Raw genomic sequence first — 19,739 nt, forward strand, 5'->3', positions numbered from 1 at the left:
CCTCTGCCTAAAGGGTTTTTATAAAAATAACAGCCTGTAGCTAACTCTAAGAAAATCGAGTTTGCCTGCAGTTTTATTAAAAAACGCTGCAGTTGATTTCAGAATCCGCCCCCTTTCCGCCAACAGTTTGCCAAGCCACATCAAAGCAAGCGGCTGCGGTGGCTCGGCTAGCCAGTAATTCGGCAGGAGGGTCGCACATTTCTTCAATCCAATAACGACTACAGTAAAAAAACAAACAAAAACAGCCTTATGCAGGCTGTTCTTGTTGCGTATTACAGATTGTCGGTATTGATTCGATTTTTGATGTATTCATCTTGTAAGCCTTCCTCTTGCTGTCCGCTGTCATTCGGGCTCGGGGTCCGATCCAGTGATCCTTGAGCGTCAAGGTTTTTGTCAGTATCGACAGCAAACGGGTCGCTTGCCAGTGTTCCTTCACGATTCCCTGGTTTTTGCTTCTTGAATTTTTCTGTGGAGTTCCCCCAGATTTCCCTTTCTTGAGCTCGCTTCGTATCCAGCTCTTCATTTTCATAGAGGTTGGCGGAATTTCCGTGAAGCTCTTCGCTTCTTCCTGGCTGTGCTTCCATTTCCCTTATTTGATAGGCATTCGCGGTTGTTTCCGGAAAAAGGTTCGGGTCCGGATTGTTCACCACCCCTGTTTGAAGCGGATTCTCTGCAGGTTCGTCCGTATCCTCGATGAGAATGGAAGTTATGTTATCGCGTGCTGATACGGTTTTCGATTCATCTAAAAGAATCAGGAATTTTCCAGCCTCCACTTCATTTATATAAGCGGTTGCTTCACTATCGGCAAGCCCTAACTCACCTAGTCGGTTCCTTATATCTTCAGAACCCTCGTTCAGGAAAAAATGTTTCATCTTATCAATGAAGGAATCCTCATTTGAGTTAGTAACGACGTCGACATCCGAATCATGCTTGTCATTAACGAAATCCAAATCTTCTTTCTTATCAGCCATTACCGTTATTTCCCCTTCATGAACCCCCTTTTCCTTGAGGGATTGTATAGCCTGGATCATTTCTCTTTCCGTATTAAAAACACCATATAATGTTTTTCCCATGCATCTTCCTCCTCCTTTTTCCGATATTTCTTCTTATGTGTATTTATACCCTGATGGGTGCCAATTAAACAAAAAGGTTTGCCTTCCCTAGGCTCGAACCTTTAATCATTCTTTAAAACCAAAAGGAAACCTGCAGTTTTAAAACTGCAGGCTTTTTCCTTCAAGCTTAGAAGCGGTCGGTTCTACGTTCAGTTGCCTTTTTCTCATTTACGATCGATTCATCTGTACTATCAAGCTGAATATCTTCCTTTTTAAGAGTATCCTGAACTTGTTCCGTTTCTTGTACAGCATGTTTCTTGATGACAATTTCATCAGTGACTACGGGTTTTTTCGAAACTTCCAGTTTTTCTTCAACAACCGGGATTCGTAATGTTTCCCCATCTTCAATGGTTCCGGTTTCCCGATTCGCTTCACGTCCTGAAACCGATCTATGCTCAACTGTCACTTCTTCGTGTTCAACAGGGACATTTATCGTTTTATGCTGTTCATTGACTTCTTTATTAATGACGACTTCTCCTGTCTGAACTCTTTCTTTGTCAATGTTCAGCTGTTCTTCCCGAAGTGTAAGTGTCCTTTCATCTTCTGGCAATTCACGGCCTTGTCCGTTGACTCCATAAACATCTTCTTTATTTAATGCATCGGTTTTTTCCGTGCCATTATATAGTGGGTTGGTGGAGTTTGTATCAAGCCTTGTACCGGCAGTGTCCATTGTTCCAGTCGTGAATTTATCTTTTGCCGTTCCAAGATGGCCTTCACCTTCTTCAACCAGAACCAGGACTTTTCCGTTTTCTACATCAAAGACATGTTCCGCCGCTTCACTATTCGAAAGGCCTGCATTCGCCAACCTTGTTGAAAGATCTGCCGTATCTTCCGGCATGAAGAAACGTGCCACCTTGTCCATAAACGATTCGTCGTTAGGAACATTCGTCATTGTATGAACATCCGTTTCGCGTTTGTGGTTCGTGAAATCCAATGTTTCTTCCTTATCCGCGACGACAGTAATATCGTCCCCTTCAAAACCCTTTGCCTTAAGTGCATTAATTGCTTGAATCACTTCTGCGTTTGATTCATATACTCCATATACTGTTTTATTCATTTTACATTCCTCCTTAGGTTTTGTTGTTTCGTTTAGTGGATGCTATATATAAACACTACCCGCCATGGTCCTAAGTAAACGAGGAATCAATATTTCTTTTTTGTTATAACATTTACAATTTGTTCTCAGCACAGAACGCATTATCATCTAAAATCTAGGCTTTACAAGGGTTTCCTCATTTATTAAAATGTAATGTTTAACCAAATAATCCCATTTATTTTCTACTTACATTCTTTTTCTTCTATTATAAAGCCACAGCCTTTATTAGCAGGTCTGCAATATGCACCGCTTTCGTACATTCCCCCAAGTTTTCCCTCTCGATCCCCAATTGCATTTGTAACAGACAGCCAGGGTTTGCCGTGACAACAATATCGGCCTGTGTCGATTTCGTGTGCTCCATTTTAGAGTCAAGAATATTCATGGACATCTCTGATTCAACAATATTATAAATCCCAGCAGAGCCGCAGCATCGATCGGCATCTTTCATTTCCCTGAAATTGATTCCTTCTATCGATTGAAGGAGAATTCGCGGAGCCAAGGAGATGTTCATCACATTCCGTAAGTGACAGGAATCCTGAAAAGTTACGGATTGAGCTGGCAGCTTCAGGGGAACTTTTTCCTGAAAACGCAAATCAACAAGAATCTCGCTGATATCTTTCAACTTATTTTTAAAGGCGATTGCACGGTCGTGCCATTCCGGTTCAGCCTGAAGCAGATGGTCATAATCTATGAGAAAAGCTCCACAGCCGCCGGCATTCGTAATAATATAATCAACTTCCTCCGCTTCAAAAGCTTCTATATTACGCTTGGCCAGTTGCTTTGCACCTTCTTTTTCACCACTGTGCCCATGCAGCGCCCCGCAACATGCCTGGGATTTCGGAATCACGATTTCACATCCGGCCAACTGAAGAAGCTTTAGTGTGGCCTTGTTCGTTTCCAAAAACATCGTATCCATCAAGCAGCCGGAAAAGAAAGCAACCTTTTTGAGCGGCGTTCCGATTGCAGGCAGCTCGGTTGGCCTATTATTCATTTCTGATTTTTCCGGGACTTTCGGCAGCACTTTTTCCATGGTTGCCAAATTATTCGGAAGCAGGTTGAGGACTCCCGTTTTACGGGCCATGTATTGCAGTCCTGATCTCTGATAGAAGCCAAGCAAACTCGTCATGGCCTGCATTCGCTCCTGGTGTGGGAATAACCCACTAAAAACGGCCTTGCGGATCGTTTTAACAGGGTAACTGTGTTTTTTATTCTGATGGATGATATCCCTTGCTTCTTCAAGAAGATGTCCATATTTGACACCTGAAGGACACACAGGCTCACAAGCCCTGCAGCCGAGGCAAAGACTCAACGAACGTTCTACATCCTCATCAGGCTCAATCACACCATCCGCCACCGCTTTCATAAGTGCGATCCGGCCCCTTGGTGAATAGGATTCCTTCAGCCCCGATTCTATGTATGTCGGGCAATGGGGTAAGCAAAAGCCGCAGCGCATACAATTCAACAATTCATCTTCATTCATTTTTTCCGCGAATTGAATGGCAATGGTTTCCCTTTCCTGAACTGTCGTCATGAAGTAACCACCACCCTTTTCCTGGTTTCCTTGGCAAATACTTTACCGGGATTCATGATGTTATTGGGATCGAAAGCTTGTTTAATCGCCCTCATGGCCTCAATCCCTTCTTTCTTCAGCTTCCATTCAAGATACGGGGCCTTCATGGCTCCCACACCATGTTCACCGGTAATCGTCCCGCCAAGGTCGATAGCCGCGGCAAAAATGTCGGCAAAAGCGAGCTCCACCCTCTCCATTTCCTCATGATCACGAGCGTCGGTAATGCACGTTGGATGCAGATTCCCATCCCCAGCATGACCAAAAGTGCAAATGTCCACGTTATGCTTGTCTGCAATTTCATTAATTGCTTTAACCATTTTGGCAATTTCCGAGCGGGGAACTGTGGCATCTTCCAAAATGGTCGTCGGCTTGAGGCGTGCCAGTGCGGAAAGGGCTGTCCGTCTTGCTGTTTTCAAGGCGACAGCGTCAGATTCCGTTTCGGCAATTTCCACTGAAACCGCCTTTTCCTCTAGACAGATATCGGCCATCCTTTTCATATCACGTTCCACCACTTCAGGCGGACCATCCTGTTCAATCAGCAGGACGGCTTCCACATTGGTGGGCAAACCGATTTTCGCGAAGTCCTCAACAACGATCAAAGTCGGCCGATCCAGAAATTCCAATGTAACAGGAATGATTTTATTTGAAATGATCTTGGCCACTGACTGGGCTGCAGCATCCAGATCTTGATATAAGGCAAGCATCGTCTTTGTCGTTTCCGGCATGGGGATCAGCTTTAAGATCGCTTCCGTAACGATTCCCAAGGTCCCTTCCGATCCGACAAATAGTTTCGTTAAATCATATCCGGCTACGTCTTTGGCAAGTTTGCCCCCTGTTCGAATGATGTCCCCATTCGGCAGGACAACTTCAAGCCCGATGACATAATCACGGGTGACTCCGTACTTTAATCCTCGCAGTCCACCGGAGTTCTCATTAATGTTGCCGCCAATCGTGGAGATTTTCATTGAACTTGGATCTGGCGGATAAAACAATCCCTTTTCTTCAACTGCTGAAATCAAGTCCAATGTGATGAGCCCAGGCTGTACGGTCGCCGTTAAGTTCTCCTCATCTATTTCAAGTAATGAATTCATTCGATTGAATAAAAGGACAAGCCCTCCCTCTGTAGGGCAGGTGCCTCCGCTCAAGTTCGTCCCAGACCCGCGTGGAACGATTGGAACATTATATTCGTTACAAACTTTGACGATGGCTGCGACTTCAGCTGTGCTGCCCGGTTTAATGACAGCATCCGGCATCGCTTGAAAGCCTGGCGTTGCATCATATGAATAGACTAGACATTCCACTTTTGAGTCATCGTAATTCTCCTGACCGACGATGGTAAGAAGTAGCTGCTTAACCTGCTTTGTTAACATGTACATCCTCCTCATAAACATAGGAAATTCGAGATTTTTTATATGATGTAAGTATAAGAAAAAAACACTCAACCTTCTATGTATGAACATATAGAATTTAGTGCTTTCCAGAGAATTATTTTGTATGTTTATCCAATACTCTTACTGCTAGATACATAGTGACTAAATCGGCTAGCTTCCTAGGGTTCAGTCGGGTCAAATCCTCTATGCGCTTAAGCCTGTAATGAAGGGTATTGATATGGATATGCAGGGCTGCGGCTGTTTCCTTCAAAGATAGATCACATGCAAAATACATGGAAAGGGTTTTAAGCAGCTCCTCATTAGGAAGCAGCTCCTGAATCGTCCTGGATAAATACTCCTGTCTTGTTTCAGCGGTAACTTCATCAAGCAGTACCTCAAGCTTCAAGTCCTCGTCAAATATGATTCCCGATGAAGGAAACGCGATTTTCAAGGAACGTTCCGCTTTAAAAAACGCTGACCTGAAAGCGGATCCTGATGCACGCGAACTAACTCCTGCACACACTTTATAACCCGAACTCTCCTCCAGCTTTTTTTGCAGTTTACTAAGTTTCTTATATTGCTGGTTTTTTGAACCGATGAAATCTGCTATTGAAAGAATGACGAATTGGTTCCTCCCCCAACGGACTGCGATGTCATTGGGATGCTGCTGTCTTATGTATATCTGAAGCGTTCTCCATACATGAGGTTCAATGATTTCCTCAGTCTTGAATTCACCATATGTGATGATCCGGTCTGCATGAACATCGACCCCAAGCAACTTGGCCTTCTGAAGGAAGTGTTCATTGAACGTCTGCAGCTGATGCCATTCAAATACGAAGAATTCCATCAGACGTGATTGGGATTCTGCTTGTTCGATATGATAGCTTTCCTGAATGAACATCTCCGTCATCTTTTTTAATAGTTCCGCATAAGGGGAAACATGTTTGGGGTCACCTGTAATTCCAATGACACACACGGCTTCCTGGTTGAAGAAAATAGGCAGGTTTATACCTGCCTTCACTCCCTTCCAACTTCGTTCATCCTGTTTGTTGATGATCAATTTCTCACGATTGTTGAAAGCGTGGATGGCTCCTTCATGATAAGATCCAATACGGCTTCTGTCGGTGCTGGCGATAATTGTGCCAGCATGATCAATAATGATGATTTCCTCTTCAATCAGTTTCCGAACCTCATGAACCAACTTTCCTGCCACAGCTGCCAATTGCATGATATTTCCTCCTTTTTTGTATGGGTTTGATAAATATTTCGAGGCTCCCCTATGAAAGGAGAGCCTCATTCTACTTATGGAATCATCCAGGAAAGGACGCCATTTTGCAAGAAGGTAATTACACAAACAAGCAGCAATAAGAAAAGACTATGTTTGAGCGTGAATCTCAATAATTCCGATTCCCTGCCCGCCAATCCCACGGCAGCACATGCAATCGCTATCGATTGTGGTGAAATCATCTTTCCAGTGACCCCTCCGGAAGAGTTCGCCGCCAGTGCCAGGACCGGTTCCATCCCCACCTTAAGAGCGGTCACTTTCTGCAGACTGCCAAATAAGAGGTTGGCTGATGTATCCGATCCGGTAATGAATACACCCAGCCAGCCGAGAACCGGTGCGAAGAACGGAAATAAATCACCCGATTTTGCAAGGGTCATCCCTAATGTTGTCGACATGCCTGAAGAATTCGTTACATAGGCAAAGGCCACCACGGTAGAAATCATCAAGATCGGTTTTGCCAACTCTTTCATCGCTTCAACAAAGGTGCCAAAGAAGTCTTTTGCTGACATGTGTGCGATGAACTTCGTTACGATGGCAGCCAGTAAAATGGCCGTCCCGGCTGCTCCGAGCAGTTCTATTTTATAGAAAGCCGCAATCGGCAATCCATTGCTTCCGATTATTTCATTATGCAGACCTGGGACTTCGATTTGGAAGGTTAATAGCTTCCCGATTTCATTGATTGCGCCAAGCAGCACATTGTTGCCTTCATAATGTCCGGAGAGTGCCGGCTTTATTGGGTTCATCCCCCATATTGTTATGAAAAGCGTTAACAGAAGGAATGGTGACCAAGCATGGAATATCTGCCATTTCGTATATTTTGCTTCCGCTTCTGCTGTATATGAAGGCTCGACAGTGGCTGCCGTTTCCTCGGATGCAAAGCGAAAAATCGTTTTAGGTTTCCAGAATTTAAGGAAGATCGCCAATGCAAACAGTGACACTAACGCAGAAAGGATGTCCGGTAATTCGGGTCCAAGAAAATTTGAACTTAAGTACTGTGTGACGGCAAAGGAAATTCCGGAAACCAGAATTGCCGGCAGGACTTCAAGCGACCTTTTCCACCCAGTCATTATCAAAATGAGATAAAGCGGAATGAAAGCCGAAAGGAATGGCAATTGGCGGCCGACCATTTTTGAAATCTCCATGGCGGCTATGCCAGTAGGGCCTTCCATGGCGATGATCGGTATTCCAACCGCCCCGAATGCTACCGGAGCGGTATTCGCGATCAAACAAATCCCGGCTGCATATAGCGGGTTAAATCCGAGACCTACCAAAAGCGCGGCTGAAATGGCGACCGGTGCTCCAAATCCCGCGGCACCTTCTAAAAAAGCACCGAAAGAAAATGCCACCAATAATGCCTGAAGACGGCGGTCTTCCGTAAGCGAAAGCACCGAAGAACGAATGATATTGAATTGTCCGCTTTTAACGGTCATTTTGTACAAAAATACGGAGGTGATGATTATCCATCCGATTGGGAGCAGTCCATATACAGCTCCCTGTGAAGCAGACATCACTGCTTTTCCTGCAGGCATTCCATATATCAATATAGCCACTGCAATAGCTACAATCAACGTGGTTATACCTGCAATGTAACCTTTCATACGTTTGATGGTAAGTGCCCAGAAAAAGTAAAGAATTGGAATGAGTGCGGCAAGAGATGATAAAACTAAATTATCGGTGATCGGCGTAAAGTTTTGTGTCCATGTCATTCATTTCGACTCCATTTTCTATAGTTTTTTTAAAAATTCAGAAATCAACCGCTAATTGAAACCCCTTACATATCGAAATATTCAAAGTCATCAGATGACTTGATGAGTACTCATTAAAATTAAATGATTGAAAATATAAAATCAAGATTTTTTTTATTTTTTGTTGATTTTTCAACTCTTCTGGAAGTGTCAAAGATCATTTGTGTTATATAATATTAACCAGAGAAACTCATAGAAAATAGAGGTGCTACTACTTGGTATATAAAAAAATAAAGCCGAAAAAAATTTATGAAGAAGTCAGCGATGAACTTTATGAAATGATTCGGTCAGGCAGCCTGAAACCAGGTGAACAATTGGATTCCATTCAGCAGCTTGCGGAAAATTTCCAAGTCGGGCGCCCGGCCATCCGTGAAGCATTAAGTGCTTTAAGTTCAATGGGTCTTATTGAAATAAAACAAGGTGAAGGAACATTCGTTAAAACCTTCGACCCCGCCATCATGAACCACCCCTTGTCTGCCGCCCTTTTAATGGATCAAGACAATATCAAGCATTTACTGGAAGTTCGGAAAATACTTGAGTCCGGTACGGCAGAAGTGGCAGCGAAGAAGAGAACGGAAGAAAACCTTATCGAACTCAAGGACAGGCTTTTTGATATGGAAAAGGTATCAGATGATGAAGAACTAAGTGATAAAGCGGACATCGCCTTCCATGTTGCCGTGGCAAACGCATCACAAAATGAGCTGCTGATTACATTGATGAACCATGTTTCAGAATTAATGACGGAAAAGATGCGTGATATCCGTCGGGTTGCGCTTTATTCCGAAGAGATGACACTCAAGCAGCTTTACCAGCAGCATGTCAGGATTTATGATGCAATCTTGGCACAGGATGAAGACGGAGCCCGCAGTGCCATGCTGTTTCACCTTCAAAGCGTCGAGGAATCACTAGACCGGGTCATCCAAAAAAATCAGCAAAAGAATCATTGACATTCCTTTAAATTTCAAAAATACCCTATACAAAAAAGGATTAAATTGATATATTATTTTGAAAACGATTACTTCATTTAAAAAATCTTGGAATTGGTATCTTTTCTCAGCCATTTCCTTTTTCCATTTTCTAGTCATCAGATGACCTGTTAACCTATTTGAAAAAGGAGGAGTTCAGATTGAAAGTTACTCTCTTTGCAACATGTTTAGTAGATTTGTTTCAATCCAATGTCGGCAAAGCGACAGTGGAGCTACTCGAGAGATTAGGCTGTGAGATCGATTTCCCGGAGTCCCAGATATGTTGCGGACAGCCGGCATATAATAGCGGGTATACGAAGGAATCGAAGGAAGCCATGAAAAAGATGATTAAAACGTTCGCGGATGCTGAATACATCGTAACCCCTTCCGGTTCCTGTGCAGCGATGTTCAAGGAATATCCGGCCCTTTTCAAAGGCGATGCCGAATGGGAAAAGAAAGCTGCATCATTAGCGGCTAAAACATATGAATTGACCCAATTCATCGTGGATGTCTTAAAAGTGATCGACGTCGGGGCGACCCTTAAGGGAAAGGCCACTTATCATACTTCATGCCATATGACACGGCTGCTTAAGGTCAAGGAAGCACCTGCCATTTTATTAAGCCATGTCAGGGGGCTGGAAATGACACCACTTCCGGATGCCCAAAACTGCTGCGGGTTCGGGGGAACCTTTTCGGTCAAGATGGGTGACATTTCCGGGCAAATGGTCGAGGAGAAAGTTTGCAATATTGAAGATACCGGGGCCGATTTTTTAATCGGAGGGGATGCAGGATGTTTGATGAATATCGGCGGGCGGATCCAAAGGAAGGGGCAACCGGTGAAAGTGCTTCATATTGCGGAAGTCCTGAATAGTATTTAAAGAAAGCGAGGAGGGGAAAATTTTATGGCTATGAAAACCAGCTCTGCCAAGTTTAAAGACCGGGTGGATGAAGGAATACATAATGATTTTATGCGATTAGCCGTATCGAGTGCCCAAGAACGATTACACGGACGGCGGCTGACTGCCGTTGATGAATTGGGAAACTGGGAGGATTGGCGTTCCCTTGGGGAAGAAATCCGGCAGCATGTGCTTAGTAACCTTGATTTCTATTTGCATCAGCTCGCAGAAAATGTTTCGAAAAGAGGCGGTCATGTCTTCTTCGCTCAAACGGCTGAAGAAGCAAGCGGATACATCAAGGATGTTATTGTAAAAAAGAATGCCAAAAAGGTCGTGAAATCCAAATCGATGGTCACGGAAGAGATCAATTTGAATGCCACTCTTGAGGCAGTTGGGCTCGATGTCGTTGAAACGGACCTTGGTGAATATATTTTACAAGTGGATGATCATGATCCCCCTTCCCATATCGTCGCACCTGCTCTCCATAAAAATAAGGAGCAGATTAGGGATGTTTTTAAAGAAAAGCTTGCATATACGCAAACTGAAAAACCGGAAGAGCTTACCGCCCATGTGCGGGGCATTCTGCGGAAAGATTTCTTAAGCGCCGATGTAGGCATTACCGGCTGTAATTTTGCGATTGCGGAAACGGGCTCGATAGGTTTGGTTACGAATGAAGGAAATGCCGATTTGGTCACTGCCCTCCCAAAAACGCAAATCACCGTGATGGGAATGGAAAGGCTTGTACCTACATTCGATGAATTCGAGGTCCTTGTCAGCTTATTGACAAGAAGCGCTGTCGGCCAAAGATTGACCAGTTACATCACCGCACTTACCGGTCCGCGTGATGAAGGCGATGTAGACGGCCCCGAGGAATTTCACCTTGTGATCGTGGATAATGGACGCTCCTCCATTTTAGGTACTGAGTTTCAATCCGTTCTTCAATGCATTCGCTGTGCTGCCTGTATAAACGTCTGTCCGGTTTATCGCCAGGTTGGCGGTCATTCATATGGTTCAATATATCCGGGACCAATCGGTGCTGTGCTTTCACCCTTACTCGGAGGGTATGATGATTTCAAGGAGCTGCCGTATGCCTCCACTCTATGTGCAGCCTGTACAGATGCCTGTCCAGTAAAGATTCCTCTCCATGATTTACTGAGGAAGCATCGGGAAGTCATCGTTGAAAAGGAAAAAATGGCGCCGTTTTCAGAAAAGATGGCCATGAAGGCCTTCGGAATTGGTGCGGCATCGCCTATGCTTTATAAGTTCGGTTCCAAAATCGCCCCATCAGCGATGTCACCTTTTAAAACGGGGGATATCATCTCGAAAGGACCGGGACCACTCAAAACTTGGACAGAGAGCCGCGAGTTCCCTGCTCCAGGAAAGGAGAGCTTTCGGGACTGGTTCAAAAATCGGGAAAAAGGAGGGAAACCATCATGAATGGAACCATCCATAATGAAGGGACATTTTTAAACAATATAGCCAACAACCTGGGAAGGGCTCCTATTACGGAAGGCATCTCCGTTCCGGAATGGAAGCACGCCCCCCAAAAAGAAGTTTTGAAACATGCGACACCAAATGATCTTGTCGCGGAATTGAAGGAGCAATGTAAACGGGTGCATACTCAATTTCACGTTACCGACTCCAAACAAGTGATGCATTGTTTAAAACAGGTGATTGAGGAACTTGGAAACGGACCCTTGATCATCCCTAAGGACGATCGATTTTCCGACTATGGGTTAGAGGGTATCTTAAAGGAAAAAGATGTCCATATATGGAATCACCAAGCCGGGAATGAAAATATCGAAAAAGCAGAAAGTGCTAACATCGGAATCACATTCAGTGAGATGACACTAGCAGAATCAGCGACCGTCGTCTTGTTCAGCGACAAGGACCACGGCCGTTCCATCAGCTTCCTTCCTTCCTGCCATGTTTCCATCATTCCAAAAAGCACCATCGTTCCGCGAATGACCCAGGCTGCTGCGGTCATCCGTTCAAAAGTTACCCGGGGCGAAGTCGTTCCTTCCTGCATCAATTTCATAACAGGGCCGAGCAATTCGGCTGATATCGAAATGGACCTTGTCGTCGGCGTCCATGGACCCATCAAAGCGGTCTATATAATCGTCGAAGACAAGTAGAAATAAAAAAAAGAAAATGGAGAGGACCTAAATTAGGCCTCTCCATTTTTAACTTACACTATATTATTCGTAAATGATCCGATCAACCGCTTCGCGATCGAGGCGTTTAATCACTTCGACAATGAGCTTAACTGCATTCTCATAATCATCCCTGTGAAGCATTGCTGCGTGTGAATGAATGTAGCGTGTGGCAATCGTGATCGCCAGTGCGGGCACGCCATTTGCCGTTAAATGGATGGAGCCGGCATCCGTCCCGCCGCCTGGAATCGATTCATATTGATAAGGAATATTCATTTCATCAGCCGTGTCTGTGACGAAATCGCGTAATCCCTTATGTGCCACCATCGATGAATCATAGATGACGATTTGCGGGCCTTCCCCCATCTTACTCATCGCTTCTTTTTCGGAAACCCCCGGTGTATCACCAGCAATGCCGACATCGACGGCAAACCCGATATCCGGCTGAATTTTGAATGTGGATGTTTTGGAGCCACGCAGGCCGACCTCTTCTTGCACTGCGCCAATTCCATATACTACATTAGGATGGTCGCTGTCTTTCAGCTGTTTAAGCACATCAATGGCGATTGCACAGCCAATTCGATTGTCCCAGGCTTTGGCAAGCAGCATCTTTTCATTATTCATGACCGTGAATTCAAAATATGGCACAACCATATCCCCTGGCTTGACGCCCCATTCCTTAACCTCTTCTTTACTGGATGCACCAATATCAATAAACATATCCTTAATATCAATCGGCTTCTTCCGCGCCTCCGCTGACAGGATATGTGGCGGCTTGGAACCGATAATGCCAGTTATATCACCTTTACCTGTAACGATCGTCACGCGCTGGGCCAGCATTACCTGTGACCACCAGCCCCCTACCGGCTGAAAACGCAAAAATCCTTTATCATCAATTTGGGTGATCATGAAACCGACTTCGTCCATATGCCCGGTAACGACGATTTTCGGTCCGTTTTCATCACCCGTTTTCTTGGCAATCAAACTTCCCAGGCCATCTGTCGATATTTCATCCGCAAATGGTGTTATGTATTCGGTCATCACTTTTCTTACTTCACTTTCATTTCCTGCAATGCCTTTAGCATCCGTTAAGTCCCGCAGCATCCTTAACGTTTCATCCAATTGAGCCATTCTTTTACCTCCCTATAACTTACATTACAAGAATAATTATACAGACAATCGATTACATAAACAATCAGTAGCCTTGCTTTTGCCTTTCGTAATTCACTTCATTTTTGCTTACATATGCTTTTTCCACATCCGCTGCCGAAAATCCAAGCAACTCTCCTAAATGTAAATACGCAGCAAAAACTTTTTGGAAAGATGACTCTGTCAACTGTGTGCGAAATTCACTGATGTAGCCGTAAATAGCAGTAAATTGAACAGTCAAATCCTCCTGATGCATGTTGGGGGCAGATGGAACTTCCGGTACAAATCCCCGTTCGATCCCGAGTGACAAAATGAAATGAATCCCATCCACGTATTCAGCCAAAATCGTTTCTTTATCAGAGGGTCCTTTAAGACTCCAGAATTTAAAACATCTCGTTTCATTGGCAAGCTCTCCAAGCTCCACTAAAAGAGCAAGTATCTTCCGTTCCACCAAGTCTTCAGCACCCAATTCATGCTTTGATTGTATATGCTCATCCAAAGCTGCCTGCATTTCCATTAATTTACCTATGTTCATTTTCATCACTTCTTTCCTTGTCTTCCCCTAAATTATATCAAATAAATGAAACTTATTAAAAACCCATACGTAAATGAAAGGAATCACTCTGTTTAAGGAGGTAGCTCCATGGTATTGATCATGCGGTTCATTCTTTTGGCTCTCATCATTTTCTTAATATATACAGTCATCAAATACCTATTTAATCCGAAAAGAAAATTAGAGCTGGCACATGAACAGAAAAAGTTCTTTCTGCTCGACGATACAGCCAATATACGAAAGAATTTTTTATTGACGTACAACGGGGTGATGTTTGAAGGGGAAAAGTATCTAGGGACGACGGAACGCTCCTTTGAGGTCATCTCCATCTTCATATGGCCCAAGAAAGTGGCCGGCCTAAAAGGCTTGAAGCGAAATGACTTCTTAAAAATCGAGGAAGCCATTAAAAAACAATATCCGGATGCCGTTATTGATTGGAAGAGCCCTGTTAAGGAATTTTTACAAAAATGAAAAAAAATCACGCGTAATGAAGAGCCTTGAGAAAAATGTACTCAAGGCTCTATATTAATCATCTGAACGAAAAAATTCCTTCCAGGGAACGACCGTCTGCTTCTCTCTCAATAAATAGAGCAATAAGGTTAAGGATAATAAAATGATGACGATCAGGGTTGGACTGAAATCTGCAATATAGTGGCCAAAAACGGTATATACGAATGCTACAGGGAGATTGGTCATGAAGGATAGATAAAAATAATTTTTCAGCCCTTTATTGGATTCCAATAAGCAAAGCGACAGCAAGTAAAAGTGAATGAATGGTATTAGCCTCAGTACTGCAATTTGCCGGCTGTTTAGCTTTCGGTTTCCAAACAGCTTATTCTTAAGCCGCAGCAGCCTAACCTTTGTCTTCGGAAATTTGCCTATCACGAAATAAAAGGCCATACTGGACAACGTCAAACCGATTACCGAATAGATGGTTCCAAAAGCTGCCCCGAATAATACTCCGCCAGACATGCAAACCACAATGACGGGAATGAATAAAAATTGCCTTAATAAATGAAAAGTGATAAAAATCAACGGTGCAAACACGCTTCCTGATTGAACGTAGCTCATCACAAGTGTCAGTTTATCATTCATGCTCTCCCTCCAGCTACTCTTTGCTGCTTCTACAAGCATATACATTATACGGGCTACATATTACAATTGAATGAATATCTTAATCAATAAGCCTATCTGAAGAATCATCAATATAGGCAGGCCCCACTTAAAAGCGGCATGCTTCGTCTTATGGCGGAATTGCTTCATCCCCAAAAAGGACCCAGTCCCTCCGCCTATGACCGCCCAAAACCAAAGTGTCTTTTCACTGATCCGGTACTCCCCATTACGCGCTTTCCTTTTGTCGATTCCCATTAAGGCAAACCCGATGATGTTTGTGATGATTATATAAGCAGCAATGAACCATACTCCTTGCATCCTCATTCCCTCCTTTAAATATGTAAAAAGCCACCCTCTTGAAAAGAGAGTGGCTGTATCAGTCAGACTTATTTGTCTAATTGTTGTTTAGCAGCAGTTGCTAATTGAGCAAAAGCTTGTTCGTCAGCAACAGCAAGATCAGCAAGCATTTTGCGGTTCACTTCGATACCAGCAAGCTTTAGACCATGCATTAAACGGCTGTAAGAAAGACCGTTGATGCGTGCTGCAGCGTTGATACGAGTGATCCAAAGTTTACGGAAATCACGTTTCTTTTGACGACGGTCACGGAAAGCATAGTTTCCTGACTTCATTACTTGTTGGTTAGCTACTTTGAAAAGAATATGTTTCGCGCCATAGTAACCTTTAGCTAATTTTATTACCTTTTTACGACGTTTGCGAGTAACAGTACCGCCTTTTACACGTGGCATGTTATTTCCCTCCTATTTAACTCGATAAATCGAACTTATTTAATGTTGTCTAGCATATGACGAATACGTTTGAAGTCACCTTTGCTTACAAGGCTAGCTTTGCGAAGCTTACGCTTTTGCTTAGTAGATTTGTTAGCAAATAAATGGCTTGTGTAAGCGTTAGAACGCTTAAGTTTGCCGGATCCAGTCTTTTTGAAACGTTTAGCAGATCCGCGGTGAGTTTTCATTTTAGGCATAAGGTATTCCTCCTCATTACAAATTACTTTACAATTACTTTTCGTTTTTCGGTGCTAAGATAATGAACATGCTGCGCCCGTCCATTTTTGGGTGTTGCTCGATTGTAGCCACTTCTTTACATGCTTCAGAAAAACGAACGAGTACACGTTGACCAATTTCCTTATGCGTAATGGCACGTCCTTTGAATCGGATAGAAGCTTTTACTTTATCGCCTTTTTCAAGGAATTTAATACCGTTGCGAAGCTTCGTATTGAAATCGTGTTCTTCAATCGTCGGGCTCAAACGAACCTCTTTCAGACTGATGACTTTTTGATTTTTACGTGCTTCCTTGTCTTTCTTTTGCTGCTCGAAGCGGTGTTTTCCGTAGTCCATGATCCGGGCTACCGGAGGCTTTGCATTTGCAGCAACTAAAACTAGATCAAGATTTACACGAGCGGCAATTTCCAATGCTTCGAATTTCGTTTTAATTCCAAGTTGTTCTCCGTTTTGGTCAATAAGACGAACTTCACGGGCTCGGATGCCCTCGTTTACCATCGCGTCTTTACTAATAGTTAGCCACCTCCAAAGATATTGGCGAATACGAATATTTGAATAAATTCGGTCACGCTCACAACTCGCTTACAGGATATAATCATAATAAAAAAGTGTGGATGCATGCTGCACCCACACTGATAGACTCATTCAGAAAGATCCAAATAATCAAATCATGACCTGTTAACTGCATTGTTTGCGTCAACCAGGTGAGAAGCGGGTGCTTCTTCTTTTCATCAAACACGTATTCAATTCACTTTAGAAATATATCATAAACACTGATGACTTGTCAAATGCTAATTTATTCGTTTTTCACAACAAAATTAATATTATCAGACATTCAGTTATTTGACAATACGTTTTTTAAAGTAATTTGGACAAAAAATATTCATCATGATACTTCCCATCAAAAAACAGTGATTCCCGCTTTATTCCTTCCTTTTCAAAACCCATCTTTCGATATAAGGAAAGCGCAGGGGCGTTGTTTGCAATCACGGACAATTCCAGGCGCCGGATTTCGTTTGTCCGTGCATGCTCCTCCATTTTCTGAAATAGCTTCGTACCGATGCCTTTTCCCCTGTCCTGTTCATTGATGCCGATGACGATTTTGGCTGAATGCCTCGTTCGGCCCATTTGATTGCCCAATAATATCAGGTAACCATTCAGTTCATGGCCGCTAGCAGCAACGAGGAAAACGGAAGGGGGATTTTTTTCGATTTGTTCCATTTGCTTCTCCATTTGTTTCGCTGTCGCTTTTCTTTCCCCAGGGTTGAACAGCATATACCCGGAATCTTCAACATGATTGAACAGAGCAGCCAAGTTACCCGCGTCTTTACATGAAGCTCTTCTAATCTCCATTTATCCCACTCCCCCTTTAGTTACAGTCCATAATGACCGAAGCCATCAAATGTTAAGAGTCTTCTTTCGCCTTTTTCTTTTTCTCAATGGCGTCCCAAGAAAATAGGGCTATCCAAAAAAACAGGACCGGGACGATGGCGTATTGTCGATAACCATCCAATAACAATAAGATGATGATGACAAGGAATGTCGGTCCGAATAGATAAGTAAATTTCTTTTTCATGCTGCCCCTCCTTTTCATTGCTGTACATATTTTCACATGATGGTTTCATTTTATCATGCCATAATTAAAAAGAGGGACACAACTATATGTGCCCCTCTTTTTGCTGTTAACGGCTCACTTCCGCCTTAATCGCTGAAACGAAATCTTCAAAAGCGATCGTTTCGGATTTTTGTTCACCGTACTTACGTACATTCACGCTGCCTTCTTTGGCTTCATTGTCTCCAACGACCAGCATGTACGGGATTTTTTGCATTTGCGCTTCACGGATTTTGTAACCGATTTTCTCGTCACGTGTATCCAGGTCGACACGAATGCCTTGCGCTTTAAGTTTTTCCTGTACTTCTTTCGCATAATCCAAGTGCACTTCAGGTGAGACCGGAATCACTTGTGCTTGGATAGGTGCAAGCCAAGTCGGGAATGCCCCCTTGTATTCTTCGATCAAGTAAGCGACAAAACGTTCCATTGTGGAAACGACGCCGCGGTGGATAACAACCGGACGGTGCTGCTTGCCGTCCTCACCGACGTAATTAAGATCAAAACGTTCAGGAAGCAAGAAATCAAGCTGAACAGTGGAAAGCGTTTCATCTTTTCCTAAAGCAGTACGTACCTGAACATCGAGCTTAGGACCGTAGAATGCCGCTTCACCTTCCGCTTCAAAGTAATCCAGACCAAGTTCATCCATTGCGCCTTTTAACATGCTTTGCGCTTTTTCCCACATGTCATCATCATCGAAGTATTTTTCTGTATCCTGCGGATCGCGATAAGACAGGCGGAATGAATAATCCTTGATATCGAAATCTTTATATACTTCCAGAACCAGGTTCACAACGCGCTTGAACTCTTCTTTGATTTGGTCGGGGCGGACGAAAATGTGCGCATCATTCAATGTCATCCCACGTACACGCTGAAGGCCGGAAAGGGCACCTGACATTTCATAGCGGTGCATCAATCCTAGCTCGGCAATCCGGATTGGCAGTTCCCGGTAGCTGTGGATGCTGTTTTTATAGACCATCATGTGATGCGGGCAGTTCATCGGACGCAGGACAAGCTGTTCGTTTTCCATCTCCATGACTGGGAACATGCCATCCTGGTAATGATCCCAGTGTCCAGAAGTTTTATAAAGGTCCACGCTACCCATCACAGGTGTGTAGACATGGTCATAACCCAAACGTTCTTCCTTGTCCACGATATACCTTTCGATTGTCCGTCGGATGGTCGCTCCTTTTGGCAACCACATCGGCAGCCCTTGTCCCACTTTCTGTGAGCTCATGAACAAGTTCAATTCTTTACCGATTTTACGATGGTCACGTTCCTTGGCTTCTTCAAGGAAACGCAGGTGTTCGGCCAAATCTTCTTTTTTATAGAAAGCCGTACCGTAAATGCGTTGCAGCATTTTGTTTTTGCTATCGCCTCTCCAGTATGCTCCAGCGATGCTCAATAGCTTGAATTCTTTGATTTTCCCAGTTGATGGAACATGAATTCCACGGCAAAGGTCAAAGAATTCCCCTTGCTCATAAAGTGTTACCTGCTGATCGGCAGGAATTGCATCGATTAACTCCAATTTATACTCGTCGCCGATTTCTTTAAAACGGGAAATCGCTTCATCACGACTTACTTCGATGCGGGAAATTTCCAAGTTCTCGTTGACGATTTTCTTCATTTCTTTTTCAATCAATGGAAGGTCTTCGGGAGTCAAAGATTCCTCCATATCCATATCATAGTAAAAGCCGCCCTCGATGACTGGCCCTACGCCGAATTTAGCGTTTTTGTACAAACGTTTGATCGCTTGTGCCATCAAGTGCGCTGTACTGTGACGCAATACTTCAAGAGCATCCGCTGTGTCCTGTGTGACGATTTCGATTGAACCATCTTGTTCAATCGGGCGTTTCAAATCATATAATTCACCATTGAATTTTCCGGCAATGGATTTTTTCCTTAAACCAGGGCTGATGGATGCAGCGATGTCTTCAGTTGTTGTGCCTTTAGCAAACTCCTTAACCGCTCCGTCAGGAAAAGATATTTTCAGTAATTCTGACATTGAGTTTCACTCCTTCTTATTGTTCGAACAAATTACAGGTATTTGATTCCATTACAACACAAAAAAGCCCGTCCCTGTATAAAACAGGGACGAGCTTAG

21 protein-coding genes and 1 other annotated feature are annotated in these 19,739 nt (G+C 43.6%); of the genes, 5 read left to right on the forward strand and 16 right to left on the reverse strand.

Going from position 1 to position 19,739, the window contains the following annotated elements:
- Positions 1 to 272: 272 nt before the first annotated feature.
- The 6 genes from OSJ91_RS20035 to OSJ91_RS20060 all read right to left on the reverse strand — a co-directional run bounded on the left by OSJ91_RS20035 (position 273) and on the right by OSJ91_RS20060 (position 8,139).
- Positions 273 to 1,073, reverse strand: coding sequence for a general stress protein (locus OSJ91_RS20035; protein WP_485890294.1), 801 nt, complete (start codon positions 1,071 to 1,073; stop codon positions 273 to 275).
- Between the two features lie 166 nt (positions 1,074 to 1,239).
- A complete protein-coding gene (locus OSJ91_RS20040; protein ID WP_485890295.1) occupies positions 1,240 to 2,169 on the reverse strand; it encodes a YsnF/AvaK domain-containing protein in 930 nt (309 codons plus the stop codon).
- 244 nt (positions 2,170 to 2,413) lie between these two features.
- A complete protein-coding gene (locus OSJ91_RS20045) occupies positions 2,414 to 3,739 on the reverse strand; it encodes a (Fe-S)-binding protein (protein ID WP_485890296.1) in 1,326 nt (441 codons plus the stop codon).
- Entirely contained in the window at positions 3,736 to 5,148 is a 1,413-nt protein-coding gene (glcD, locus tag OSJ91_RS20050; RefSeq protein WP_350299666.1) for a glycolate oxidase subunit GlcD, read from the reverse strand. Before glcD ends, OSJ91_RS20045 begins: the two co-directional genes overlap by 4 nt.
- Positions 5,149 to 5,263: 115 nt before the next feature.
- Positions 5,264 to 6,376, reverse strand: coding sequence for a PucR family transcriptional regulator (locus OSJ91_RS20055; protein WP_485890297.1), 1,113 nt, complete (start codon positions 6,374 to 6,376; stop codon positions 5,264 to 5,266).
- A gap of 74 nt (positions 6,377 to 6,450) precedes the next feature.
- On the reverse strand, positions 6,451 to 8,139 hold the full coding sequence (locus OSJ91_RS20060; RefSeq protein WP_485890298.1) for an L-lactate permease: 1,689 nt from the start codon (positions 8,137 to 8,139) through the stop codon (positions 6,451 to 6,453).
- Positions 8,140 to 8,393: 254 nt separating this feature from the next.
- On the opposite strand from OSJ91_RS20060, the gene OSJ91_RS20065 reads away from it, so the two are divergent.
- From OSJ91_RS20065 to OSJ91_RS20080, 4 genes are all read left to right on the forward strand, one after another.
- The gene (locus tag OSJ91_RS20065; protein ID WP_350299669.1) at positions 8,394 to 9,125 is read left to right on the forward strand and encodes a FadR/GntR family transcriptional regulator; all 732 of its coding nucleotides are present in this window, start codon (positions 8,394 to 8,396) and stop codon (positions 9,123 to 9,125) included.
- Between the two features lie 179 nt (positions 9,126 to 9,304).
- On the forward strand, positions 9,305 to 10,021 hold the full coding sequence (locus OSJ91_RS20070; RefSeq protein WP_350299670.1) for a (Fe-S)-binding protein: 717 nt from the start codon (positions 9,305 to 9,307) through the stop codon (positions 10,019 to 10,021).
- Positions 10,022 to 10,045: 24 nt separating this feature from the next.
- Positions 10,046 to 11,476, forward strand: a complete 1,431-nt coding sequence (locus OSJ91_RS20075; protein ID WP_485890299.1) for a LutB/LldF family L-lactate oxidation iron-sulfur protein — start codon at positions 10,046 to 10,048, stop codon at positions 11,474 to 11,476.
- Entirely contained in the window at positions 11,470 to 12,174 is a 705-nt protein-coding gene (locus OSJ91_RS20080; RefSeq protein ID WP_350302915.1) for a LutC/YkgG family protein, read from the forward strand. The genes OSJ91_RS20075 and OSJ91_RS20080 overlap by 7 nt, the downstream gene beginning before the upstream one ends.
- Before the next feature lie 63 nt (positions 12,175 to 12,237).
- Here OSJ91_RS20080 and OSJ91_RS20085 read toward each other — a convergent pair whose 3' ends face one another.
- Both OSJ91_RS20085 and OSJ91_RS20090 read right to left on the reverse strand, forming a co-directional pair.
- Complete coding sequence (locus tag OSJ91_RS20085; protein ID WP_350299671.1) at positions 12,238 to 13,323, reverse strand: M42 family metallopeptidase; 1,086 nt, start codon at positions 13,321 to 13,323, stop codon at positions 12,238 to 12,240.
- A gap of 64 nt (positions 13,324 to 13,387) precedes the next feature.
- A complete protein-coding gene (locus OSJ91_RS20090) occupies positions 13,388 to 13,882 on the reverse strand; it encodes a dUTP diphosphatase (RefSeq protein ID WP_485890300.1) in 495 nt (164 codons plus the stop codon).
- A 102-nt stretch (positions 13,883 to 13,984) separates the two neighbouring features.
- On the opposite strand from OSJ91_RS20090, the gene OSJ91_RS20095 reads away from it, so the two are divergent.
- Complete coding sequence (locus OSJ91_RS20095) at positions 13,985 to 14,365, forward strand: sigma-w pathway protein ysdB (protein WP_101222875.1); 381 nt, start codon at positions 13,985 to 13,987, stop codon at positions 14,363 to 14,365.
- Positions 14,366 to 14,419: 54 nt separating this feature from the next.
- On the opposite strand, the gene OSJ91_RS20100 is transcribed toward OSJ91_RS20095, so the two are convergent.
- The 8 genes from OSJ91_RS20100 to thrS all read right to left on the reverse strand — a co-directional run bounded on the left by OSJ91_RS20100 (position 14,420) and on the right by thrS (position 19,640).
- On the reverse strand, positions 14,420 to 14,989 hold the full coding sequence (locus OSJ91_RS20100) for a TVP38/TMEM64 family protein (RefSeq protein WP_485890301.1): 570 nt from the start codon (positions 14,987 to 14,989) through the stop codon (positions 14,420 to 14,422).
- A gap of 60 nt (positions 14,990 to 15,049) precedes the next feature.
- Positions 15,050 to 15,325: a DUF1294 domain-containing protein gene (locus OSJ91_RS20105; protein ID WP_350299673.1), complete on the reverse strand. Its 276-nt coding sequence runs from the start codon at positions 15,323 to 15,325 to the stop codon at positions 15,050 to 15,052.
- A gap of 68 nt (positions 15,326 to 15,393) precedes the next feature.
- Positions 15,394 to 15,753, reverse strand: a complete 360-nt coding sequence (gene rplT / locus OSJ91_RS20110) for a 50S ribosomal protein L20 (protein WP_034309067.1) — start codon at positions 15,751 to 15,753, stop codon at positions 15,394 to 15,396.
- A gap of 35 nt (positions 15,754 to 15,788) precedes the next feature.
- Positions 15,789 to 15,989, reverse strand: coding sequence for a 50S ribosomal protein L35 (gene rpmI, locus OSJ91_RS20115; protein ID WP_034309070.1), 201 nt, complete (start codon positions 15,987 to 15,989; stop codon positions 15,789 to 15,791).
- Positions 15,990 to 16,023: 34 nt separating this feature from the next.
- Complete coding sequence (gene infC / locus OSJ91_RS20120) at positions 16,024 to 16,524, reverse strand: translation initiation factor IF-3 (RefSeq protein ID WP_034309072.1); 501 nt, start codon at positions 16,522 to 16,524, stop codon at positions 16,024 to 16,026.
- Between the two features lie 98 nt (positions 16,525 to 16,622).
- Positions 16,623 to 16,759: a sequence feature (ribosomal protein L20 leader region), on the reverse strand.
- A 125-nt stretch (positions 16,760 to 16,884) separates the two neighbouring features.
- Positions 16,885 to 17,379, reverse strand: a complete 495-nt coding sequence (locus tag OSJ91_RS20125) for a GNAT family N-acetyltransferase (RefSeq protein ID WP_485890302.1) — start codon at positions 17,377 to 17,379, stop codon at positions 16,885 to 16,887.
- Between the two features lie 52 nt (positions 17,380 to 17,431).
- Positions 17,432 to 17,602 (reverse strand): hypothetical protein, encoded by a 171-nt coding sequence (locus OSJ91_RS20130; protein WP_153246102.1) that lies wholly within the window; start codon positions 17,600 to 17,602, stop codon positions 17,432 to 17,434.
- A gap of 106 nt (positions 17,603 to 17,708) precedes the next feature.
- The gene (thrS, locus tag OSJ91_RS20135) at positions 17,709 to 19,640 is read right to left on the reverse strand and encodes a threonine--tRNA ligase (RefSeq protein ID WP_214748463.1); all 1,932 of its coding nucleotides are present in this window, start codon (positions 19,638 to 19,640) and stop codon (positions 17,709 to 17,711) included.
- Between the last annotated feature and the right edge of the window lie 99 nt (positions 19,641 to 19,739).

Source organism: Bacillus sp. T-10(2022) (assembly GCF_056502895.1).